The sequence below is a fragment of the Kocuria sp. GQ42 genome, from assembly GCF_059758435.1.
Map to the genome: position 1 here is coordinate 1 of NZ_JCAXEN010000009.1, position 18,370 is coordinate 18,370.

Here is an 18,370-nt window from a genome sequence, read left to right on the forward strand (position 1 = left end):
GCCGGAACCCCGGCGGACACCCTGCAGCGGGCCTGACACCCCCCTCTCCCCAAGAGACCGCACGCACAGACAGCGAAGGAAACCCATGTCCGTGAGCACCCAGACCACCACCCTCTCCGGCCACTCGATCATCGCCGGCCGCCAGGTCGTCGGCACCGGCGGCACCACCCGCGGCATCGACCCGGCGACCAACGCCGAGCTCGAGCCCGCGTACTCCCTGGTCGACGAGGCCCAGCTCGCCGAGGCCACCGCGGCCGCCGAAGCGGCCTTCGAGTCCTTCAGCAGCCTCGACCCCGAGACCCACGCGGGCTTCCTCGAGAAGATCGCCGCCAACATCGAGGCCGCCGGCCCCGAGCTGGTGGACCGCGCCTCGACCGAGACCGGGCTGCCGAAGCCCCGCCTGCAGGGCGAGCTGGCACGCACCACCGGGCAGCTGCGGCTGTTCGCCCGTGTGGTGCGGCAGGGCGACCACCGCGGCGTGCGCATCGAGCCGCCCCTGCCGGAGCGCACTCCCCTGCCCCGCCCGGACCTGCGCCAGCGCAAGGTCCCGCTGGGCCCGGTGGCCGTGTTCGGGGCCAGCAACTTCCCGTTCGCCTTCTCCACCGCCGGCGGCGACACCGCCTCCGCGCTGGCAGCCGGCTGCCCGGTGGTCTTCAAGGCGCACAACGCCCACCCCGGCACGGGAGAGATCGTGGGCCGCGCCCTCACGGACGCGGTCCGCGAGAGCGGCCTGCACCCGGGGGTGTTCTCGCTGATCTACGGTCCCGGCGCGAGCATCGGCCAGGCCCTGGTCAGGGACCCGGCCATCAAGGCCGTGGGTTTCACCGGGTCCCGCGGCGCCGGCACGGCGCTGATGGCCACGGCCGCCGCCCGCCCGGAGCCGATCCCCGTCTACGCGGAGATGAGCTCCATCAACCCCGTCTTCCTCTTCGACTCCGCCCTGCGCGGTGACGCCGAGGAGTTCGCCCGCGCCTACGTCACCTCCCTGACGGGCTCCTCCGGGCAGCTGTGCACCAACCCGGGTCTGCTGTTCGTGCCCCAGGGGGAGGCCGGCGACGCGTTCCTGGCCGCCGTCGGGCTCGTGCTGGCCGACGCCGAGGGCGCGACCATGCTCACCCCGGGCATCGCCCGCTCCTGCCGGGAGGGCATCGACGCCCTGGGCTCCCAGGAGGACGTCGAGATCGTGGCCCGCGGCAAGGAGGGCTCCACGGAGAACGCCCCCGCCCCCGTGGTCTTCGGCGCCCGGGTCCCCACCTTCCTCACCAACCCGGTGCTGCAGGAGGAGATCTTCGGCGCCTCGTCCCTGGCGATCCGCTACGGCTCCGCGGAGGAGCTGGTGGCCGCGGCGGCCCGGATGGAGGGCCAGCTGACGGCGAGCCTGTTCCTGTCCGAGGAGGACGTCCCCACCGCGGCCCCGCTGCTGCCGGTGCTGGAGCGCAAGGTGGGCCGGATCCTCGCCAACGGCTGGCCGACCGGCGTGGACGTGGGCGAGGCGATGGTCCACGGCGGCCCGTTCCCGGCGACCTCCGACTCGCGGACCACCTCGGTGGGCACGCTCGCGATCGAGCGGTTCCTCCGCCCCGTGGCCTACCAGAACATCCCCGCCGCCCTGCTGCCCGCGCCGGTGCAGGACGACAACCCGTGGCACCTGAACCGCCGGGTCGACGGCCGCATCCAGCTGGCCGGCCCCAGGGAAGGAGACCGCGCATGAGCACCCAGCCCACCGTCGCACGGCTCGAGGTCGTGCCCGTCGCGGGGCACGACTCCATGCTGCTCAACCTCTCCGGTGCCCACGGGCCGTTCTTCACCCGCAACGTGGTGATCGTGACGGACTCCGACGGCCGGACCGGCCTGGGCGAGGTCCCGGGCGGGGAGGCGATCCGCGCCACGATCGAGGAGGCGGCCGAGCTGCTGGCGGGGCAGCCCGTGGCGCTGTTCCGCACCCTGCTGCGCCGGATCGCCGCGGCCTTCGCGGACCGGGACGCCGGCGGGCGCGGCCTGCAGACCTTCGACCTGCGCACCGCCGTGCACGCCGTGACCGGCATCGAGTCCGCCCTCCTGGACCTGCACGGGCAGTTCCTGGGCGTGCCGGTGGCCGAGCTGCTCGGTGAAGGGCAGCAGCGCGCCTCGGTGCCCATGCTGGGCTACCTGTTCTTCGTGGGCGACCCGGACAGCACCGGCCTGCCGTACCTGCGCGAGCCCCGCGGCGCGGACGAGTGGGAGCGGGTGCGCCGGGAGGAGGCGATGACCCCCGAGGGCATCGTGCGGCTGGCCGAGGCCTCCCGGGAGCGGTACGGCTTCCAGGACTTCAAGCTCAAGGGCGGCGTCCAGGCCGGCGACCTCGAGGTCGACGCCGTCACGGCGATCAAGGAGCGGTTCCCCGAGGCCCGGGTCACCCTCGACCCCAACGGCGGCTGGCTGCTCGAGGAGGCCGTCCGGCTGGGCCGGCGGATGCAGGGCGTGGTCGCCTACGCCGAGGACCCGTGCGGTGCCGAGGGCCGGTTCTCCGGCCGCGAGGTGATGGCGGAGTTCCGGCGGGCGACCGGCCTGCCGACGGCGACGAACATGATCGCGACCGACTGGCGCGAGATGTCCCACGCGGTGCGCGCCGGCGCCGTGGACATCCCGCTGGCGGACCCGCACTTCTGGACGATGGCCGGCTCCGTGCGCGTGGCCCAGCTGTGCCACGAGTTCGGGCTGACGTGGGGCTCCCACTCCAACAACCACTTCGACATCTCCCTGGCCATGTTCACCCACGTGGGTGCGGCGGCACCGGGCGAGATCACCGCGCTGGACACGCACTGGATCTGGCAGGACGGCCAGGGCCTCACCCGGGAGCCGCTGCGCATCCGCGACGGCGAGATCCGGGTGCCCGCGAGCCCGGGCCTCGGCGTGGAGCTGGACCGCGAGCGCCTGGCGGAGGCCCACGAGCTCTACCTCGAGCACGGGTTGGGCGCCCGCGACGACGCCGCGGCCATGCAGCACCTGATCGAGGGCTGGAGCTTCGACCCGAAGCGCCCCTGCCTGGTCCGCTGAGCCGGAGGGGAGCGGCCGGATGACGGGGGTGCTGCTGGGCTTCGGCGTGGTGGCCGTGCTCACGGCCGTCGGTTTCGCCACCGCCGCGCTGCTGCCCGGTGAGGCCCGCACCATGCGTGCGGGCCTCACCCCCGTCATCTACTACCTCACCAATCCGGCGCTGATGGTGGTGCTCGTGGCGGGCACCGACCTGGGGGCCGTGCTCGGGGTCTACACCCCGATCGCCCTCGCCACCGCCGCGGTGGCGGGTGCGCTCTTCGCCCTGTACAGCGGCCTGGTGCTGCGCCGGGGAGCGGCCCGCACGGCGGTCGGCGCCATGGCCTCCTCCTACGTGAACGCCGGGAACATCGGGCTGCCCATCGCGCTCTACGCGGTGGGCAGCGCCGCGCCCGTGGTCTCCGTGCTGCTGGCCCAGCTGCTGGTGATCGCCCCGCTCTATCTGCTCGTGTTCTCCTGGGCCACCCGCCCGTCGCGCCGTGCCGGTCCGGGAGCGGCGATCCGGACGGCGGCCCCCGGGCGGACGAGCACCTCGACCGGCCGCACGATCGTGCGGTCGGTGGCGAACCCCGTCACGGTCGGCACCGCGGCCGGAGTGCTGCTCTCCGCGACCGGCCTGGAGGTGCCCGAGGTGCTGTGGGTCCCCCTCGAGATGCTCGGCCAGGCGTCCGTCCCCCTGCTGCTCCTGCTGTTCGGGATGGGACTGCACGGGCAGCGTCCGTTCCGGAACCGCGCGCTCGTGCCGGACGTGCTCGGCGGGACGCTGGTCAAGGTGGTCGCAATGCCCGTGCTGGCGTGGGCGATCGGCAGGTTCGGGTTCGGCCTGGGCGGCACCGAGCTGCTGGGCGTGGTCGTCATGGCGGCCCTGCCCACGGCCCAGAACGTGTTCCTGTTCTCGTCCCAGTTCCGGATGCCGGCCAACGCCGCCCGCGACATCATCCTCCTCAGCTCGTTCCTCTCCTTCCCGGCCGTCCTCCTCGCCGGCCTGCTCCTGCACTGACCCGGGGCACCCCGCGTGCACGGCGCCGGCGCTGCACGGGGTCGCAGCGCTGTCGCAGTACCGTGGAGCCTGTCCGGGCCGCCCCTCGCGGGGCCGGCCTGCCCGCCAGCCCCGAGGAGACCTCCCCGTGCCGAGCCCGCGCGCCGATCCGCCGAGCGCCCCCACGTCCCGCCGGGCGCTCGTCTACCTCGCCGTGTGCGTGGTCCTGGTGGGCCTGAACCTGCGCACGGTCTTCTCCAGCTTCTCCGCGATCCTCCCGGAGATCACCGCGGCCGCCGGCCTCCCCGGGTGGGCGGTCACCGTGCTGACCACCGCCCCGGTGACGCTGCTCGGCGTCTTCGCGCCGTTCGCGCCGCGCCTGGCCCGCAGGTTCGGGGCCGAGAACGTGCTGCTGGGCGCGATGGTGGTCCTGACCCTGGGCCTGGTGGCCCGCGGTCTGCCCCTGCCCGGGGCGAGCGCCCTGCCGCTGCTGCTCGCGGGGACGGTCGCGTGCGGCGCCGCGATCGCCCTGGGCAACGTGCTGCTGCCGTCCATCGTCAAGCGGGACTTCGCCCACCGGATCGGCCTGATGAGCGGGCTCTACACCACCGCGATCTGCGCGTCCGCCGCCCTCGGCGCGGGCCTCACCTATCCGGTGTTCCAGGCCACGGGCTCCTGGCGGGGCTCCCTGGCGGTGTGGGCGGTGCCCGCGGCCGTGGTGGTGGCCCTGCTCGTGCCGGTGGCGCTCCGCCGCCGGGCGCCCGGGCCCCCGCCGCCCGGGACCGACGGGCCCAGCCCCTGGCGCTCGCCGGTGGCCTGGCAGATCACCCTGTTCATGGTCTTCCAGGCGATGATGTCCTTCAGCGTCTTCGCGTGGCTCGCCCCCATCCTGCGGGACCGCGGGATCGACGGCGCCACCGCCGGGCTGGTCGTGGCCGTGTCCATCCTGCTCCAGATGACGGGCTCGCTCTTCGCCCCGGTGCTGGCCGCACGGATGGCCGACCAGCGGGTGCTCAACGCCGCGGTGGCCCTCATGGCCGGCGGCGGCTTCGTGCTCTCGATCTTCGGGCCCCTCCAGCTGATCTGGGTCTGGACCGGGCTGCTGGGGCTGGGCCAGGGCAGCCTCACCGCCGTGGCCCTGACGATGATCGCGCTGCGGACCCGCAGCAGCCACATGGCGGTGCGGCTCTCGGGCATGATGCAGGGCGTCGGCTACGGCGTGGGCTCCTCGGGCACCTTCCTGGTGGGGCAGCTGCTGCACTGGACCGGGGGCTTCGCCGCGGCGGGCGTCATGTTCGCGGCGGTCGGCACGCTCGCGGCGGTCTTCGGCTGGCAGGCCGGCCGGGCCCGCCTCATCCGGGAGTGACCGCCCTGTCCACCGCGCCCCGGGGCGGGGCGGTGGAAGAGCGCTCGACGAGCGAGGTCTGCAGCTGGAGCGGGTGGACCCGGCGGGACCCGCCGGCCAGCAGGGTGATCGCGCGCTCGACGGCCATCTCGCCCATGGCGTGCAGGGGCTGGCGCACGGTGGTCAGCTTGGGCGAGGCCCAGCGCGCGAGCAGCGTGTCGTCGAAGCCGACCACGCTGAGGTCCTCGGGCACCCGCAGCCCCGCCTGCCGGGCGGCCTCGAAGGCGCCGAGGGCGGCCTCGTCGGAGGCCGCGAACAGGGCCGTGGGCGGGTCCTCGAGCTCGAGCAGCTCCTGGGCGCCGGCGAAGCCCGCCTCGTAGCTGAACCCGCCGCCCGTCACGAGCCCGGGGTCGTGCGCCACCCCGGCGTCCTCCAGGGCGCTGCGGTAGCCGGCCAGGCGCTCGCGCGCCGGGACCGAGCCCCCGGCGCCGCTGAGGTGGCCGATCCGGCGGTGCCCGAGCCCCAGGAGGTGGGTGGTGGCCTCGTGCCCGCCGGCCCAGTTGGTGGAGCCGATGCTGGGCACCGTGGACGGCAGGCTGTTCACGGGGTCGATGGCCACGAGCGGGACCTGGGCGTGGGCCGCGGCGGCCACCTGGTCCGCGGTCAGCGGGGTGGTCACGGCGATGACCGCGGTCTCGCCCGTGCGGCCGCAGCGGGCGAACCAGTCCTCGGAGAACGGGGGGACGTCGCCCTGCTCCAGGCTCGGCAGCGTGCTCAGCATGAGGTCGGCCTCGGCGCGGCCGCAGGCGTCCACGGCGCCGGCCATCACCTGGAGGGAGTAGTTGCTCTCGAGGGTGTCGAAGACGAGCACGATGGCCGTCCGGGGCCGACGGACGGCCGAGCCCGTGTAGCCGAGGTCGGCGACCGCGGCCCGGACCCGCTCCCGCGTGTCCTCCCCCACGTCGGGGCGGCCGTTGAGCACCTTGGAGACCGTGCCCTTGGAGACGCCGGCCTGGGCGGCCACCTGGCTCAGCGTGGTTCTCTTCATGCGGGACGATCTCCTCGGACGCGGACGGGTCACGGGCGCACGGCGAAACGTTTCGACGCACTTCGCCACGGTGGCGCCGGTCACACCAGGGGGTTGACGGGTGTGAAACAGGCCACTTACTCTTCTCGCAACGAAACGCTATACGAAAAGTTTCGTAGGCGCAACGTATTGCTCAACGACGAGGAGAACGCCATGACCACCCACCGCAGCCTCCGCCCCGCGCCCGCCGGCGCGCACCGGGGCACCTTCTCCCGACGGTCGCTGTGCCGCATCGCGCTCGTGGGCGCCGCGGCCCTGACCCTGGCCGGGTGCAGCGCCGGGGCCCAGCCCGGCGGCGCGGGCGGCGCCAGCGCCTGGACGCTGACCGGCGGCGCCGAGGAGACGTTCCGCAGCTCCTTCCAGGCGTGGAACGACGCCAACGGCGACACCCCCATCACCGCCGAGTACTTCGCGAACGACGCCTTCAAGGAGAAGATCCGCACCAGCGTCGGCTCCGGCAACGCGCCGACCCTGATCTACAACTGGGGCGGCGACACCCTGGAGAGCTACGTCGAGAACGGCAGCGTGGTGGAGCTGACCGGGGAGATCCCCGAGATGGAGGAGCGCGCCCTCGACTCCGTGCTGGAGACCGGCAAGGTGGACGGGAAGCTCTACGCCGTCCCGAACAACAACACCCAGCCCGTCATCCTGTACTACAACACCAAGCTCTTCGAGGAGGCCGGCGTCGAGGTCCCCACCACGTGGGCGGAGATGCTGGACGCCGTGGAGGCCTTCCAGGCCGAGGGTGTCACGCCGATCTCCGTGGCCGGCTCCAGCCAGTGGCCGTACCTGATGTGGATCCAGTACCTCACCGACCGGATCGGCGGGCCCGAGGTGTTCCAGGCCGTCGTGGACGGCGAGGAGGACGCGTGGTCGCAGCCGGCGATCACCGAGGCCCTGGAGAAGATCCAGGAGCTCGTCGAGGCCGGCGGCTTCGGCGACGCCTACGGATCCGTGGTGGCCGACGCGGGCGCCGACGTGGCGCTCGTGCACACCGACCAGGCGGCCATGATGCTGCACGGCAGCTGGGTCTACTCCAGCTTCCTCACCGACGCCCCCGAGTGGACCGCCGAGGGCAACCTGGGCTACACCACGTTCCCCGAGATCGAGGGCGGACAGGGCGACCCGCAGAACATCGTGGGCAACCCCGCGAACTTCTGGGCCGTGTCCGCGGACGCCTCCGAGGAGGAGCAGGCCACGGCCCTCGAGTACCTCAACGGCATGAACCTCGACGACGCCGCGGTCGACACGCTCTTCGACGCCGGGCTGATCCCCGCCGTGGACGGCGTGGAGGACAGGATCACCGAGACCGAGCACCCGGAGTACCTCGACTTCGCCTACTCGATGGTCCAGGACGCGCCGAACTTCCAGCTCTCCTGGGACCAGGCGCTCCCGGCCGACCAGGGGCAGGCCCTGCTGACCAACCTCAGCCAGGTCTTCGCCGGCGAGATGAGCCCCGAGGAGTTCCAGACCGCGATGAACGGGACGCTCTGATGCTCGTGCGCACCCCCGCGCGGCGGAGGGCCCGGGCGGGCGCCGGCCCCAGCAACTGGATGCTGGCGCCCGCCCTGGTCTTCTTCGGCATCTTCGCGATCGGTCCGCTGCTGGGCGTCCTGGTGCTGTCCTTCATGAAGTGGGACGGGCTGGGCACCCCGCAGTGGACCGGGGGCGAGAACTGGGCGTCCGTGCTCGAGAACCCGGTCTCCCGGCAGGCGATGGTGCTGACCGTCCAGCTCACGCTGCTGAGCTACGCCGTGCAGTTCCCGCTGAGCCTGCTGCTCGGCGTGTTCATGGCCGGCCGCCAGCGGTACCGGGAGTTCCTCTCCGTCCTGTACTTCCTGCCGATGCTCTTCTCGGCCGCGGCGATCGGCATCGCCTTCAAGGCCCTGCTCGACCCGAACTTCGGGCTCTCGCGGGCGTTCGACGCGGCGCTGCTGCGGCAAGACTGGCTGGGCAACGGGAGCCTGGCGTTCTACGTCGTCGTCGTCGTCATCTCGTGGTCCTTCATCCCCTTCCACTCGCTGCTCTACCAGGCGGGGGTGCGGCAGATCCCGCGGACCATGTACGAGGCCGCCACCATCGACGGCGCGGGCACGGTGCGGCAGTTCTTCTCGATCACGCTGCCGCAGCTGAAGTACACCGTCGTGACGTCCTCCACGCTGATGCTGGTCGGCTCCCTGACCTACTTCGACCTCGTCTTCGCCCTCACCGGCGGCGGGCCCGGCACCGCGACCCGGATCCTGCCCCTGGACATGTACCTGACCGGATTCCGCAGCAACCAGATGGGCGAGGCCAGTGTCCTGGCGGTCATCCTCGTCGCCGTGGGGCTCACCCTCGCCCTCGGCCTGCAACGGCTCACCGGGGCCGAAAAGATGGAGAGCCAGGCGGAAGGTGCGTAGTCCCATGAGCACACGACCCGCGGACACCCGTCCCGTGCGCACGCGACCCGAGGGCGCGTCCCGCCCGGACCCCCGGCCGGCGGCCGCCCGCCCCGCCCGACGGCGCCGGGGGCTCCCGAACATCCCGGCGGCCGTCGGCGGCTGGCTGTGGCTGGGCGCGATCATCATCCCGATCTACTACATCGCCATCACGAGCCTGAAGCCCCGCGAGGACTACTACTCCACGAACCCGCTGCTGCCCTCGTCCCCGACGTTCGCGCCGTACGCCACGGTCCTGCAGAACCAGTTCGTCCAGTACTTCCTCAACAGCGTGGTCGTGGTCGTCTTCACGGTGGCCGGGATCGTGTTCCTGTCCCTGCTCGCGTCCTACGTGATCGTGCGCAGCCGGAGCGGGCTGGCCGTGTTCTCGAACCGGCTGTTCCTGCTGGGCATCGCCATCCCGATCCAGGCGACGATCATCCCGATCTACCTGATCATCGTCCAGCTGGGCCTGTACGACACCCTGGCCGCCCTGATCCTGCCCGGGATCGCGTCCGGGATCCCGATCACGGTCCTGATCCTGACGAACTTCATGCGGGACATCCCCAACGAGCTCTACGAGTCCATGACCCTCGACGGCGCCGGCGACTGGAAGGTCTTCCGCACGCTCGTGCTGCCGCTGAGCCTGCCCGCCATCACCACCGTGGGCGTCTACAACGCCCTCAACAGCTGGAACAACTTCCTGTTCCCGCTGATCCTCACGCAGAGCTCCGAGAAGCGCACGCTGCCCCTGTCCCTGTGGACCTACCAGGGGGAGTTCCAGGCCGACATCCCCGCCGTCCTGGCCGCCGTCGTCCTCTCGGCGCTGCCGATCCTCGTCCTCTACGTCTTCGGGCGCCGGCACCTCGTCGCCGGGCTCACCGCCGGCTTCGGCAAGTGACGCGCCCACCGAGCAGAAAGCAGCCCCCCATGACAGCACCCTGGAACGACCCTGCCCGCCCCGTCGCCGAGCGCGTCGACGCCCTGCTGCAGGAGCTGAGCCTCGAGGAGAAGGCCGGTCAGCTCGGCAGCTACTGGCTGCGCCCCGACCCGGAGGAGGCCACGGGCGGTGCGGCCCCCATGGAGTCCGCCTTCGCCGACGACCGCTCCACCTTCGAGGCCGCGATCGCGCACGGTCTCGGCCACATCACCCGGGCCTTCGGCAGCGCGCCGATCTCCGCCGCGGACGGGGTGGAGCACCTGCGCACCCTGCAGCGCCAGGTCGTGGAGACCTCCCGGCTCGGGATCCCGGCCATCGCCCACGAGGAGTGCCTCACCGGGTTCACCACCCTGGGGGCCACCTGCTACCCGGCCGCGATCGCCTGGGGCGCCGCCTTCGACCCCGAGCTGGTCCGCACCATGGCCCGGCACATCGGCGCCGACATGAAGGGCGTGGGCGTCCACCTCGGCCTGTCCCCCGTGCTCGACGTCGTCCGCGACTACCGCTGGGGCCGCGTCGAGGAGACCGTCGGCGAGGACCCCTACCTCGTGGGCACCCTGACCACCGAGTACGTCCGGGGGCTGCAGGAGGCCGGCGTGATCGCCACCCTGAAGCACTTCGCGGGCTACTCCACCTCCCGCGCCGGGCGCAACCACGCCCCCGTCTCGATCGGACCGCGCGAGTTCCGCGACGTCGTGCTCGTGCCCTTCGAGATGGCCGTCAAGCTCGGGCAGGCCGGCGCGGTGATGAACTCCTACGCGGACGTCGACGGCGTCCCGCCCGTCGCCGACCCCGAGCTGCTCACCACGCTCCTGCGGGACACCTGGGGCTTCGAGGGCACGGTCGTCTCCGACTACTGGGCCGTGAGCTTCCTGGAGTCCATGCACCACGTCGCCGCCGACCCCCGCGACGCCGGCGTGCAGTCGCTCGCGGCCGGGATGGACGTGGAGCTGCCCGAGACCGGCTGCTTCGCGGACCTCGCCGGCGCCGTGCGCGACGGCGCGCTCGACGAGTCCCTGCTCGACCGCGCGGTGCGGCGGGTGCTGACGCAGAAGGTCGAGCTGGGCCTGCTGGATCCGGGCTTCGACCCCGGCACCGCCGGCGGGGCCGTCGACCTCGACTCCCCCGCCAACCGGCGGCTCGCCCGCCGCATGGCCGAGGAGTCCGTCGTCCTGCTCAAGAACGAGGGCGTCCTGCCGCTGGCCCGCGACACCGCCCGGAAGGTCGCGGTCATCGGCCCCAGCGCCGGGCAGCCCCGCGCGTTCCTCGGCTGCTACAGCTTCACCAACCACGTCCTGTCCCGCTTCGGGGAGTCCGGCACCGGCATCGAGATCACCTCGATCGTCGACGCCCTCGCCGAGGAGTTCGCGGACGGGGGGACCACCTTCCGGCACGCCCGCGGCGTCGACTTCACCGACCCCGACACCAGCGGCATCGCCGAGGCCGTGGCCGCGGCCGAGGAGGCCGACCTCGCGGTCGTCACCGTGGGCGACCTGGCCGGGCTCTTCGGCACGGGCACCTCCGGCGAGGGCTGCGACGTCGTGGACCTGTCCCTGCCCGGCCGGCAGGCCGAGCTCGTCGAGGCCGTGCTCGCCACGGGCACCCCGGTGGTCCTCGTGCTCGTGACGGGCCGCCCCTACAGCCTCGGCGCGTTCGACGACCGCTGCGCGGCCGTGGTGCAGGCCTTCATGCCGGGCGAGGAGGGCGGGCACGCCGTCGCCGGGGTGCTCTCCGGGCGGGTGAACCCCTCCGGGCGGCTGCCCGTGGGGATCCCCCGGCACGTGGGCGGGCAGCCCGGCACCTACCTGACCCCCGCCCTGGGCGGGTACTCGGAGGGCGTCTCCAACCTGGACCCCCGGCCGCTGTACCCGTTCGGCCACGGCATCGGCTACTCGAGCTTCTCCTACGACGCGCTCGAGCTGTCCGCGGCCGAGATCGGCACCGAGGGCACCGTGGAGGCCGCGGTCACCGTGACCAACACCTCCGCCCGGGCCGGCCAGGAGGTCGTCCAGCTGTACCTGAGCGACCCCGTCGCCCAGGTCGTCCGGCCGCTGAAGATGCTCGTCGGCTTCGCCAAGATCGCGCTGGAGGCCGGGCAGAGCGCCCGCGTGGTCTTCTCCGTCCACGCCGACCGCACCTCGTTCACGGGCCGGGCCGTGCGCCGGATCGTGGAGCCGGGCGAGTTCGTCCTGCGCGCCGGCACCTCCAGCGAGGACCTGCCCCTCGAGGGCCGGTTCACGGTCACCGGCACGGTCCGGGACGTGGAGGACACCGACCGCGTCCTCACGACCCCCGTCGAGGTCCGCGTCGCCGACCGCGCGCTCGCCGCGTCCGCCGACGCTTCCTGAGCCCGGGGCGCGGGCCGCCGTGCGGCCCGCGCCCCGTCCCACCCGTCCCTGCGAATCCCCCCACCCCCCCGACGAAGGAACCCCCGACATGAGCAGACGAGCCCCCCTCCTCCGCGCCGGAGCGGCCACCGCCGTCGCCGCCCTGTGCCTCACCGCGGTCCCCCAGGCCGCGAGCGCCGCCCCCGGGACCCGGCCTCCCGGCCTGGCCCAGCAGGACACCCTGCGCTGGAACACGCCCCAGGACTTCCACATCGGCAGCGCCGTGGCCGGCGGAGGCCACCACACCAGCGCCGACTACCCGGAGCCCTTCCCCTCCGACCCCGAGTACCGCTCCGTCCTGGCGCGGGAGTTCAGCTCCCTGACCCCCGAGAACCAGATGAAGTGGGAGTTCGTCCACCCCGAGGAGGGGGTCTACGAGTTCGGCCCCGCGGACGACATCGTCGACTTCGCCGAGGCCAACGGGCAGGTCGTGCGCGGCCACACCCTGTTCTGGCACAGCCAGAACCCCGACTGGCTCGAGAACGGCGACCACACCCCGGAGGAGCTGCGCGCCATCCTCAAGGAGCACATCCAGACGGTGGTCGGCCACTACGAGGGGCGCATCCAGCAGTGGGAGGTCGCCAACGAGATCTTCGACGACAGCGGGAACCTGCGCCTGCAGGAGAACATCTGGCTGCGGGAGCTGGGCCCGGGGATCATCGCCGACATCTTCCGCTGGGCCCACGAGGCCGACCCGAACGCCCGCCTGTTCTTCAACGACTACAACGTGGAGGGCCTCAACGCGAAGTCCGACGCCTACTACGCGCTGATCCAGGACCTGCTCGCGCAGGGCGTGCCGGTCCACGGCTTCGGGATGCAGACCCACCTCGGCCTCCAGTACGGCTTCGACGGGCGCATGCAGCAGAACCTCCAGCGCTTCGACGACCTGGGGCTGGAGACGGCCGTCACCGAGATCGACGTCCGCGGACCGGTCGACGGCGACGACCGGATGACCGACGAGCTGCGCCGGCAGCAGGCCGACTGGTACCGCATGGCCCTCGAGGCGTGCCTGGCCGTGGAGGACTGCAACTCCTTCACCGTGTGGGGCGTGCTCGACGAGCACTCCTGGGTGCCGAACACCTTCCCCGGCTACGGGGACGCCCTGACCATGGAGGGCGACTACGAGCGCAAGCCGGCCTACGACGCCCTCCAGGAGACCCTGGTCCGCTCGCAGCCCGGCGGCGACGCGAAGTGGGAGCACCACCCCGCGTTCCGCTGAGCCGGTCGCCCGGCCCCGGCCGGAGCGCGACGGGGCCCGCTCGTGCGAGCGGGCCCCGTCGTCGTCCCCGGACGGGGGCGGGTCAGCGCCGGTCGATCCAGCGGGCCGGCGAGTCGTGGATGGGCTCGAGGGCCGTGGCGGCCGCGCCGGTCAGGGCGGGATGGGCGTCCGCGGCGGAGCGCTGGATCTCGACGGGCCCCACCTCCGCCGTGAGCGCGTGCGCCTCCAGGACCTCGCGCAGCACGGGCTCCAGCTCCGGGGCGATCGGGGCGAAGTACCCGGAGAGCACGACCGTCGACAGGTCCAGGACGTTCATCGAGTTCGCGAGCACCACGCCCAGGGGACGCCCGATCATCTCCATGACCGCCTCCCGGCTCTGCAGCCGCTCCGCCGTGGCCGCCACGAGGTCCTCGATCCGGACGTCCTCCGGCAGGCCGGTCCGGCCCCGCAGCGCGTGGTAGCTGGCGTAGGCCTCGAGGCAGCCGCGCCGCCCGCACCGGCACAGCTCCCCGCCGGGGGTGATCGTGACGTGGCCCAGTTCCCCCGCCCAGCCGTGCTCACCGCGGTGGATGCGCCCCTCCAGGACCACGGCGCCGCCGATGCCGGTCTGGCCGTGCAGGAAGAGGAAGGACGCGCCGGGCCGGTGCAGGACCTCGGTGCGCGCGGCGAGCATGCTGTCGTTGCCGGCGGTGAGCGCCGGGCCCCGGAACGCCGGGTGCTCCCGGAGCCGCTCGACCAGCGGGACGTCCTGCCAGGCGAGGTTGGGGGCGGAGAGCACGGTGGCACGATCCGTGGAGAGCCGCCCGGGGACCGAGACGCAGATCCCGGCCACGGGCACGTCCCGGCGCGGCGCCAGGGCGGTGTCCAGCAGACCGGCCAGCACGGAGGCGACCTCGTCCACGGACGCCCCGGCGAAGGCCCCGAACCGGGACTCCTCGTGCAGGACGCGGCCGCCGAGATCCGTGACGAGGCACGCGAGATGGTCGGCGGCGATCTCCAGGCCCACGCCCAGCACGGTCCCCCGGGCCACGGTCAGGGGGATCGTCGGCCGCCCGGACACCCGCGCGGCCGTCTGCCGGCCCTCGACGAGCAGGCCCGCCTCGAGCAGCTCCTGCACCAGCTTGGACACGGTGGGCTTCGTGAGCCCGGTGAGCTTGGCGAGCGCGGCGCGCGAGACCGGCGCGTCCGCCCCGGCGACGGCGCGCAGCACGGTGGAGAGGTTGTGCTCCCGCAGGTGGCTCGACTGCACGGACGGCTCTCCTCTGGTGCCGAGGGGACCGGGTCCGGTGCGGATCCCGGCCGACCGGGCGGCAGAAAATCCGCCGGCGGTCTTCCCCCACGGTATCCCAGCTCCTATAGTAAGTAACGGAAACTAACCAACTGGGAAAGGACCTCCGATGCCCACCGCCTCCCCCGCGACCTCCCTCGCCTCCTCACTCACCCCGTCACCCGCGGACAAGTTCTCCTTCGGCCTGTGGACCGTGGGCTGGGCTGCCCGCGACCAGTTCGGCACCGCCTCCCGGCCCGAGCTCGACCCCCTCGAGTCCGTGCGCAGGCTCCAGGAGCTCGGCGCCTGGGGCTTCACCTTCCACGACAACGACCTGATCCCCTTCGACGCCACCGAGGCCCAGCGCGAGAAGCTGATCGGGCAGCTGAAGCAGACCATGGACGAGACCGGCATGGTCTGCGAGATGGTCACCACGGACACCTTCGCGGAGCCGATCTTCAAGGACGGCGCGTTCACGTCCAACGACCGGCGGGTCCGGCGCTACGGCCTGCGCAAGGTGCTCCGCAACGTGGACCTCGCCGCCGAGCTCGGCGCCACGACCTTCGTGATGTGGGGCGGGCGCGAGGGCACCGAGTACGACTCCTCCAAGGACCTCTACGCCGCCCTGGACCGCTACGCCGAGGGCATCGACACCGTGGCCGGGTACATCAAGTCCCAGGGCTACGACATGCGCATCGGCCTCGAGCCGAAGCCCAACGAGCCCCGCGGCAACATCTTCCTGCCCACCATCGGGCACGCCCTCGCGTTCATCGACCGGCTCGAGAACGGGGACGTCGTGGGCGTGAACCCGGAGACCGGGCACGAGCAGATGGCCACGCTCAACTACACGCACGGCCTCGCCGAGGCGCTGTGGTGCGAGAAGCTGTTCCACATCGACCTCAACGGCCAGAACGGCCCGATGTACGACCAGGACCTGGTGTTCGGCCACGGCAACCTGATCAGCGCCTTCTTCACGGTGGACCTGCTGGAGAACGGGTTCCCGTCCCTGCCGGGCGCCTACCAGGGGGCCCGCCACTTCGACTACAAGCCCTCCCGCACCGAGCACCTCGACGGCGTCTGGGACTCGGCCGCGGCGAACATGCGGATGTACCTGCTCCTGAAGCAGCGCGCGGTCGCCTTCCGCCAGGACCCCGACGTCCAGGAGGCCATGGAGCAGTCCGGCATCCTCGAGCTCGGCGAGCCGACCCTCGCCGAGGGCGAGGACCTCGAGGCCTTCCTCGCCGACCGCAGCGCCTACGAGGACCTCGACCTGACGGGCCCCTCGGAGCGCAACTACGGCTTCGTGCGCCTGCACCAGCTCGCCGTCGAGCACCTCATGGGCGCCCGGGGCTGAGACACCCGGGGCCGGCACCCACCCCCCTCCGGGGTGCCGGCCCCGTCCCGGCCCGGTCCGGCGCACGTCCCCCCTGCGCCGGGCCGGGCACTGCGCGTCCCGTCCCGCGGCGCCCTCGCCGCTCCGTCCCGACCCCGCACCGAGGTTCTTCATGGCACGCACCACCGTCCTGGGCATCGACTCCTCCACCCAGTCCACCAAGGCGCTCCTCATCGACGCCGGCACCGGCGAGGTCCTCGCGCAGCGCCGCGCCCCCCACCCGGACGGCACCGAGGTGGACCCCCGGGCCTGGCTCGCCGCGCTCGACGACGCCGCCGGACCCTTCCTCACGGAGGCCGCCGCGGTCTCCGTCGGGGGCCAGCAGCACGGGATGGTCGCCCTCGACGAGCACGACGCCGTGGTGCGGGACGCCCTGCTGTGGAACGACACCCGCTCGGCGCCGCAAGCCCGGCGGCTCGTCGAGGAGATGGGCGGTGCGGCCGCCTGCGCCGAGGAGCTCGGCAGCGTGCTGGTCGCGTCCATGACGTCCACCAAGCTGCGCTGGATGGCGGAGCACGAGCCCGAGCACGCCGCCCGCACCCACCGGGTGCTGCTGCCCCACGACTACCTGTCCCACCACCTCGACGCCGACCGGTCGTCCTTCTTCACCGACCGCGGCGACGCCTCCGGGACCGGCTACTTCTCCACGCGCACCGGCGCCTGGGACCACGCCCTCGTGGAGCAGGCGCTCAGCCACGACCTCGAGCTCCCCCAGGTGGCCGCCGCCCCGAACGCGGTCATGGGCCGCACGGCCGCGGGGGCGGTGCTCGCGGCCGGCACGGGCGACAACATGGCCGCCGCGCTGGGCGTCACGCTCGGCCCCGGCGACGTGTCCCTGTCGATCGGCACCTCCGGGGTCGCCGCCATGGTCTCGGAGACCCGCACCGCGGACCCCAGCGGCCTGGTGACCGGCTTCGCCGACGCCACCGGCCGGTACCTGCCCATGGCCACGACCCTCAACGCCGCCCGGATCCTGGAGTTCGGGGCCCGGGTGCTGGGCGTCGACCACGCGGGCCTCGCCGAGCTCGCCCTCGCGGGCCGCCCCGGGGCGGGCGGCGTCACCCTGCTCCCCTACCTCGACGGGGAGCGCACGCCCGACCGGCCCGAGGCCCGCGCCACCCTGCACGGGATGTCCTCGCACACCGGCCGGGAGGACATCGCCCGGGCCTGCGTGGAGGGCCTGCTCTGCTCCCTCGCCGACGGCGTGGCCGCGCTCGAGCGGGCCACCGGCACCGCCGCGGAGCGGATCCTCCTGATCGGCGGCGGCGCGCAGTCCGAGGCGGTGCGCCGGCTCGCCCCGGCCGTGCTCGGCCGGCCCGTGCTCGTCCCCGCCCCGGCGGAGTACGTGGCCCTCGGGGCCGCCCGGCAGGCCGCCTGGGCCCTCTCGGGCGAGGACGAGCCCCCGGCCTGGGCGCTCGCCGGCGCCCGGCAGTACGAGGCGGAGCCGACGCCCGAGGTCCTGGAGGCCTACCGCACGCTGCGCGACCGGACCGCCGGCTGGTCCCGGCCCCCGGCCGGCGCCCACCCCGAGCGGTGAGACCGCCCCACGGTCCTCCGGGGCGCCGCCCGACGGGCGGGAGACCACCGTCCACACCCCAGGCGCCCCGGTCGGTCTGAGCCGTCGCCTGCTCGACCTCGGCGCCGCGGTCCGGGCCCCGCACCTGCCCGGCCGGACCGGTCAGCCCAGCGCGTCCTCCAGCGCGGCCAGCACCTCGGACGCGCTCCCGGCGTCGAGGAGGGCCCGCCGGCAGGACTCCCCGGCCAGGGCCTCGGAGAGCTCGGCCAGCAGCTCCAGGTGCTCCTCCCCGGAGCGCTCCTCCGGGAGGGAAATCAGGAAGACCAGGTGGACCGGTTCGCCGTCCAGCGCGTTCCACTCCACGCCGTCCCGGCTGCGGGCGAACGCGATCATCGGCCGCTCGGCACCGGCGGACTTGGCGTGCGGCAGGGCCACGCCGTTGCCCACCCCGGTGGATCCCTCCTCCTCCCGGGCCAGGGCCGCCGCGACGGTGCTGTCGGCGTCGTACGCCCGTCCCGTGTGCGCGCCGAGCTCGGCGAGCTGCCGGATGACGCCGTCCCGGTCCGTTCCGTCGACGTCCAGGAGCACGGTCGACTCGCTCAGGTGGGCCAGGACGGAGCCGGAGCGCCCCGGGGAGTCGTCCGCGGTGCGGGAGGTCCTGTCGCTCATGTGCTGTCCCATCGGTGAAGGTGGACGGGCGGCGCGGTCCCACCGCACTGCCCGCGGCACCGCTGCGCCCTCGTGCGGGCCAACCTACGGCGGCCGGGCCCCGGCGTCCACCGGTCCG

At 73.5% G+C, this 18,370-nt stretch carries 14 protein-coding genes; 11 read left to right on the forward strand and 3 right to left on the reverse strand.

Going from position 1 to position 18,370, the window contains the following annotated elements; translation table 11 throughout:
• Positions 1-85 precede the first annotated feature (85 nt).
• The 4 genes from AC6CH6_RS16575 to AC6CH6_RS16590 all read left to right on the forward strand — a co-directional run bounded on the left by AC6CH6_RS16575 (position 86) and on the right by AC6CH6_RS16590 (position 5,378).
• The gene (locus tag AC6CH6_RS16575) at positions 86-1,711 is read left to right on the forward strand and encodes an aldehyde dehydrogenase (NADP(+)) (RefSeq protein ID WP_498255953.1); all 1,626 of its coding nucleotides are present in this window, start codon (positions 86-88) and stop codon (positions 1,709-1,711) included.
• On the forward strand, positions 1,708-3,036 hold the full coding sequence (locus tag AC6CH6_RS16580; protein WP_498255954.1) for an enolase C-terminal domain-like protein: 1,329 nt from the start codon (positions 1,708-1,710) through the stop codon (positions 3,034-3,036). The genes AC6CH6_RS16575 and AC6CH6_RS16580 overlap by 4 nt, the downstream gene beginning before the upstream one ends.
• Positions 3,037-3,055: 19 nt before the next feature.
• A complete protein-coding gene (locus tag AC6CH6_RS16585; RefSeq protein ID WP_498255955.1) occupies positions 3,056-4,033 on the forward strand; it encodes an AEC family transporter in 978 nt (325 codons plus the stop codon).
• A gap of 127 nt (positions 4,034-4,160) precedes the next feature.
• Positions 4,161-5,378: an MFS transporter gene (locus AC6CH6_RS16590; protein WP_498255956.1), complete on the forward strand. Its 1,218-nt coding sequence runs from the start codon at positions 4,161-4,163 to the stop codon at positions 5,376-5,378.
• Here AC6CH6_RS16590 and AC6CH6_RS16595 read toward each other — a convergent pair.
• Positions 5,365-6,405: a LacI family DNA-binding transcriptional regulator gene (locus AC6CH6_RS16595; protein WP_498255957.1), complete on the reverse strand. Its 1,041-nt coding sequence runs from the start codon at positions 6,403-6,405 to the stop codon at positions 5,365-5,367. The two genes, AC6CH6_RS16590 and AC6CH6_RS16595, sit on opposite strands and share 14 nt — an antisense overlap.
• 192 nt (positions 6,406-6,597) lie before the next feature.
• On the opposite strand from AC6CH6_RS16595, the gene AC6CH6_RS16600 reads away from it, so the two are divergent.
• The 5 genes from AC6CH6_RS16600 to AC6CH6_RS16620 all read left to right on the forward strand — a co-directional run bounded on the left by AC6CH6_RS16600 (position 6,598) and on the right by AC6CH6_RS16620 (position 13,407).
• A complete protein-coding gene (locus AC6CH6_RS16600) occupies positions 6,598-7,938 on the forward strand; it encodes an extracellular solute-binding protein (RefSeq protein WP_498255958.1) in 1,341 nt (446 codons plus the stop codon).
• A complete protein-coding gene (locus AC6CH6_RS16605; RefSeq protein ID WP_498255959.1) occupies positions 7,938-8,843 on the forward strand; it encodes a carbohydrate ABC transporter permease in 906 nt (301 codons plus the stop codon). The genes AC6CH6_RS16600 and AC6CH6_RS16605 overlap by 1 nt, the downstream gene beginning before the upstream one ends.
• Positions 8,844-8,847: 4 nt before the next feature.
• Positions 8,848-9,762, forward strand: coding sequence for a carbohydrate ABC transporter permease (locus AC6CH6_RS16610; RefSeq protein WP_498255960.1), 915 nt, complete (start codon positions 8,848-8,850; stop codon positions 9,760-9,762).
• A gap of 29 nt (positions 9,763-9,791) precedes the next feature.
• Positions 9,792-12,149: a glycoside hydrolase family 3 N-terminal domain-containing protein gene (locus AC6CH6_RS16615; protein ID WP_498255961.1), complete on the forward strand. Its 2,358-nt coding sequence runs from the start codon at positions 9,792-9,794 to the stop codon at positions 12,147-12,149.
• Between the two features lie 88 nt (positions 12,150-12,237).
• Entirely contained in the window at positions 12,238-13,407 is a 1,170-nt protein-coding gene (locus AC6CH6_RS16620; RefSeq protein ID WP_498255962.1) for an endo-1,4-beta-xylanase, read from the forward strand.
• A gap of 82 nt (positions 13,408-13,489) precedes the next feature.
• Here AC6CH6_RS16620 and AC6CH6_RS16625 read toward each other — a convergent pair whose 3' ends face one another.
• Positions 13,490-14,656: an ROK family transcriptional regulator gene (locus AC6CH6_RS16625; RefSeq protein ID WP_498255963.1), complete on the reverse strand. Its 1,167-nt coding sequence runs from the start codon at positions 14,654-14,656 to the stop codon at positions 13,490-13,492.
• A gap of 148 nt (positions 14,657-14,804) precedes the next feature.
• On the opposite strand from AC6CH6_RS16625, the gene xylA reads away from it, so the two are divergent.
• Both xylA and xylB read left to right on the forward strand, forming a co-directional pair.
• Complete coding sequence (xylA, locus tag AC6CH6_RS16630; RefSeq protein ID WP_498255964.1) at positions 14,805-16,028, forward strand: xylose isomerase; 1,224 nt, start codon at positions 14,805-14,807, stop codon at positions 16,026-16,028.
• A gap of 151 nt (positions 16,029-16,179) precedes the next feature.
• Positions 16,180-17,604, forward strand: coding sequence for a xylulokinase (gene xylB, locus AC6CH6_RS16635; protein ID WP_498255965.1), 1,425 nt, complete (start codon positions 16,180-16,182; stop codon positions 17,602-17,604).
• A 141-nt stretch (positions 17,605-17,745) separates the two neighbouring features.
• Here the strand turns inward: xylB and AC6CH6_RS16640 are convergent, their stop codons facing one another.
• Positions 17,746-18,252, reverse strand: a complete 507-nt coding sequence (locus tag AC6CH6_RS16640) for a PTS sugar transporter subunit IIA (protein WP_498255966.1) — start codon at positions 18,250-18,252, stop codon at positions 17,746-17,748.
• Positions 18,253-18,370 lie beyond the last annotated feature (118 nt).

What these genes read in the sequence shown, in the direction of transcription:
- AC6CH6_RS16575 (WP_498255953.1), top strand. Translation starts at nt 86, where the DNA reads ATGTCCGTGAGCACCCAGACCACCACCCTCTCCGGCCACTCGATCATC.
- AC6CH6_RS16580 (WP_498255954.1), top strand. Translation starts at nt 1,708, where the DNA reads ATGAGCACCCAGCCCACCGTCGCACGGCTCGAGGTCGTGCCCGTCGCG.
- AC6CH6_RS16585 (WP_498255955.1), top strand. Translation starts at nt 3,056, where the DNA reads ATGACGGGGGTGCTGCTGGGCTTCGGCGTGGTGGCCGTGCTCACGGCC.
- AC6CH6_RS16595 (WP_498255957.1), bottom strand. Translation starts at nt 6,405, where the DNA reads ATGAAGAGAACCACGCTGAGCCAGGTGGCCGCCCAGGCCGGCGTCTCC.
- AC6CH6_RS16600 (WP_498255958.1), top strand. Translation starts at nt 6,598, where the DNA reads ATGACCACCCACCGCAGCCTCCGCCCCGCGCCCGCCGGCGCGCACCGG.
- AC6CH6_RS16605 (WP_498255959.1), top strand. Translation starts at nt 7,938, where the DNA reads ATGCTCGTGCGCACCCCCGCGCGGCGGAGGGCCCGGGCGGGCGCCGGC.
- AC6CH6_RS16610 (WP_498255960.1), top strand. Translation starts at nt 8,848, where the DNA reads ATGAGCACACGACCCGCGGACACCCGTCCCGTGCGCACGCGACCCGAG.
- AC6CH6_RS16615 (WP_498255961.1), top strand. Translation starts at nt 9,792, where the DNA reads ATGACAGCACCCTGGAACGACCCTGCCCGCCCCGTCGCCGAGCGCGTC.
- AC6CH6_RS16620 (WP_498255962.1), top strand. Translation starts at nt 12,238, where the DNA reads ATGAGCAGACGAGCCCCCCTCCTCCGCGCCGGAGCGGCCACCGCCGTC.
- xylA (WP_498255964.1), top strand. Translation starts at nt 14,805, where the DNA reads ATGCCCACCGCCTCCCCCGCGACCTCCCTCGCCTCCTCACTCACCCCG.
- xylB (WP_498255965.1), top strand. Translation starts at nt 16,180, where the DNA reads ATGGCACGCACCACCGTCCTGGGCATCGACTCCTCCACCCAGTCCACC.
- AC6CH6_RS16640 (WP_498255966.1), bottom strand. Translation starts at nt 18,252, where the DNA reads ATGAGCGACAGGACCTCCCGCACCGCGGACGACTCCCCGGGGCGCTCC.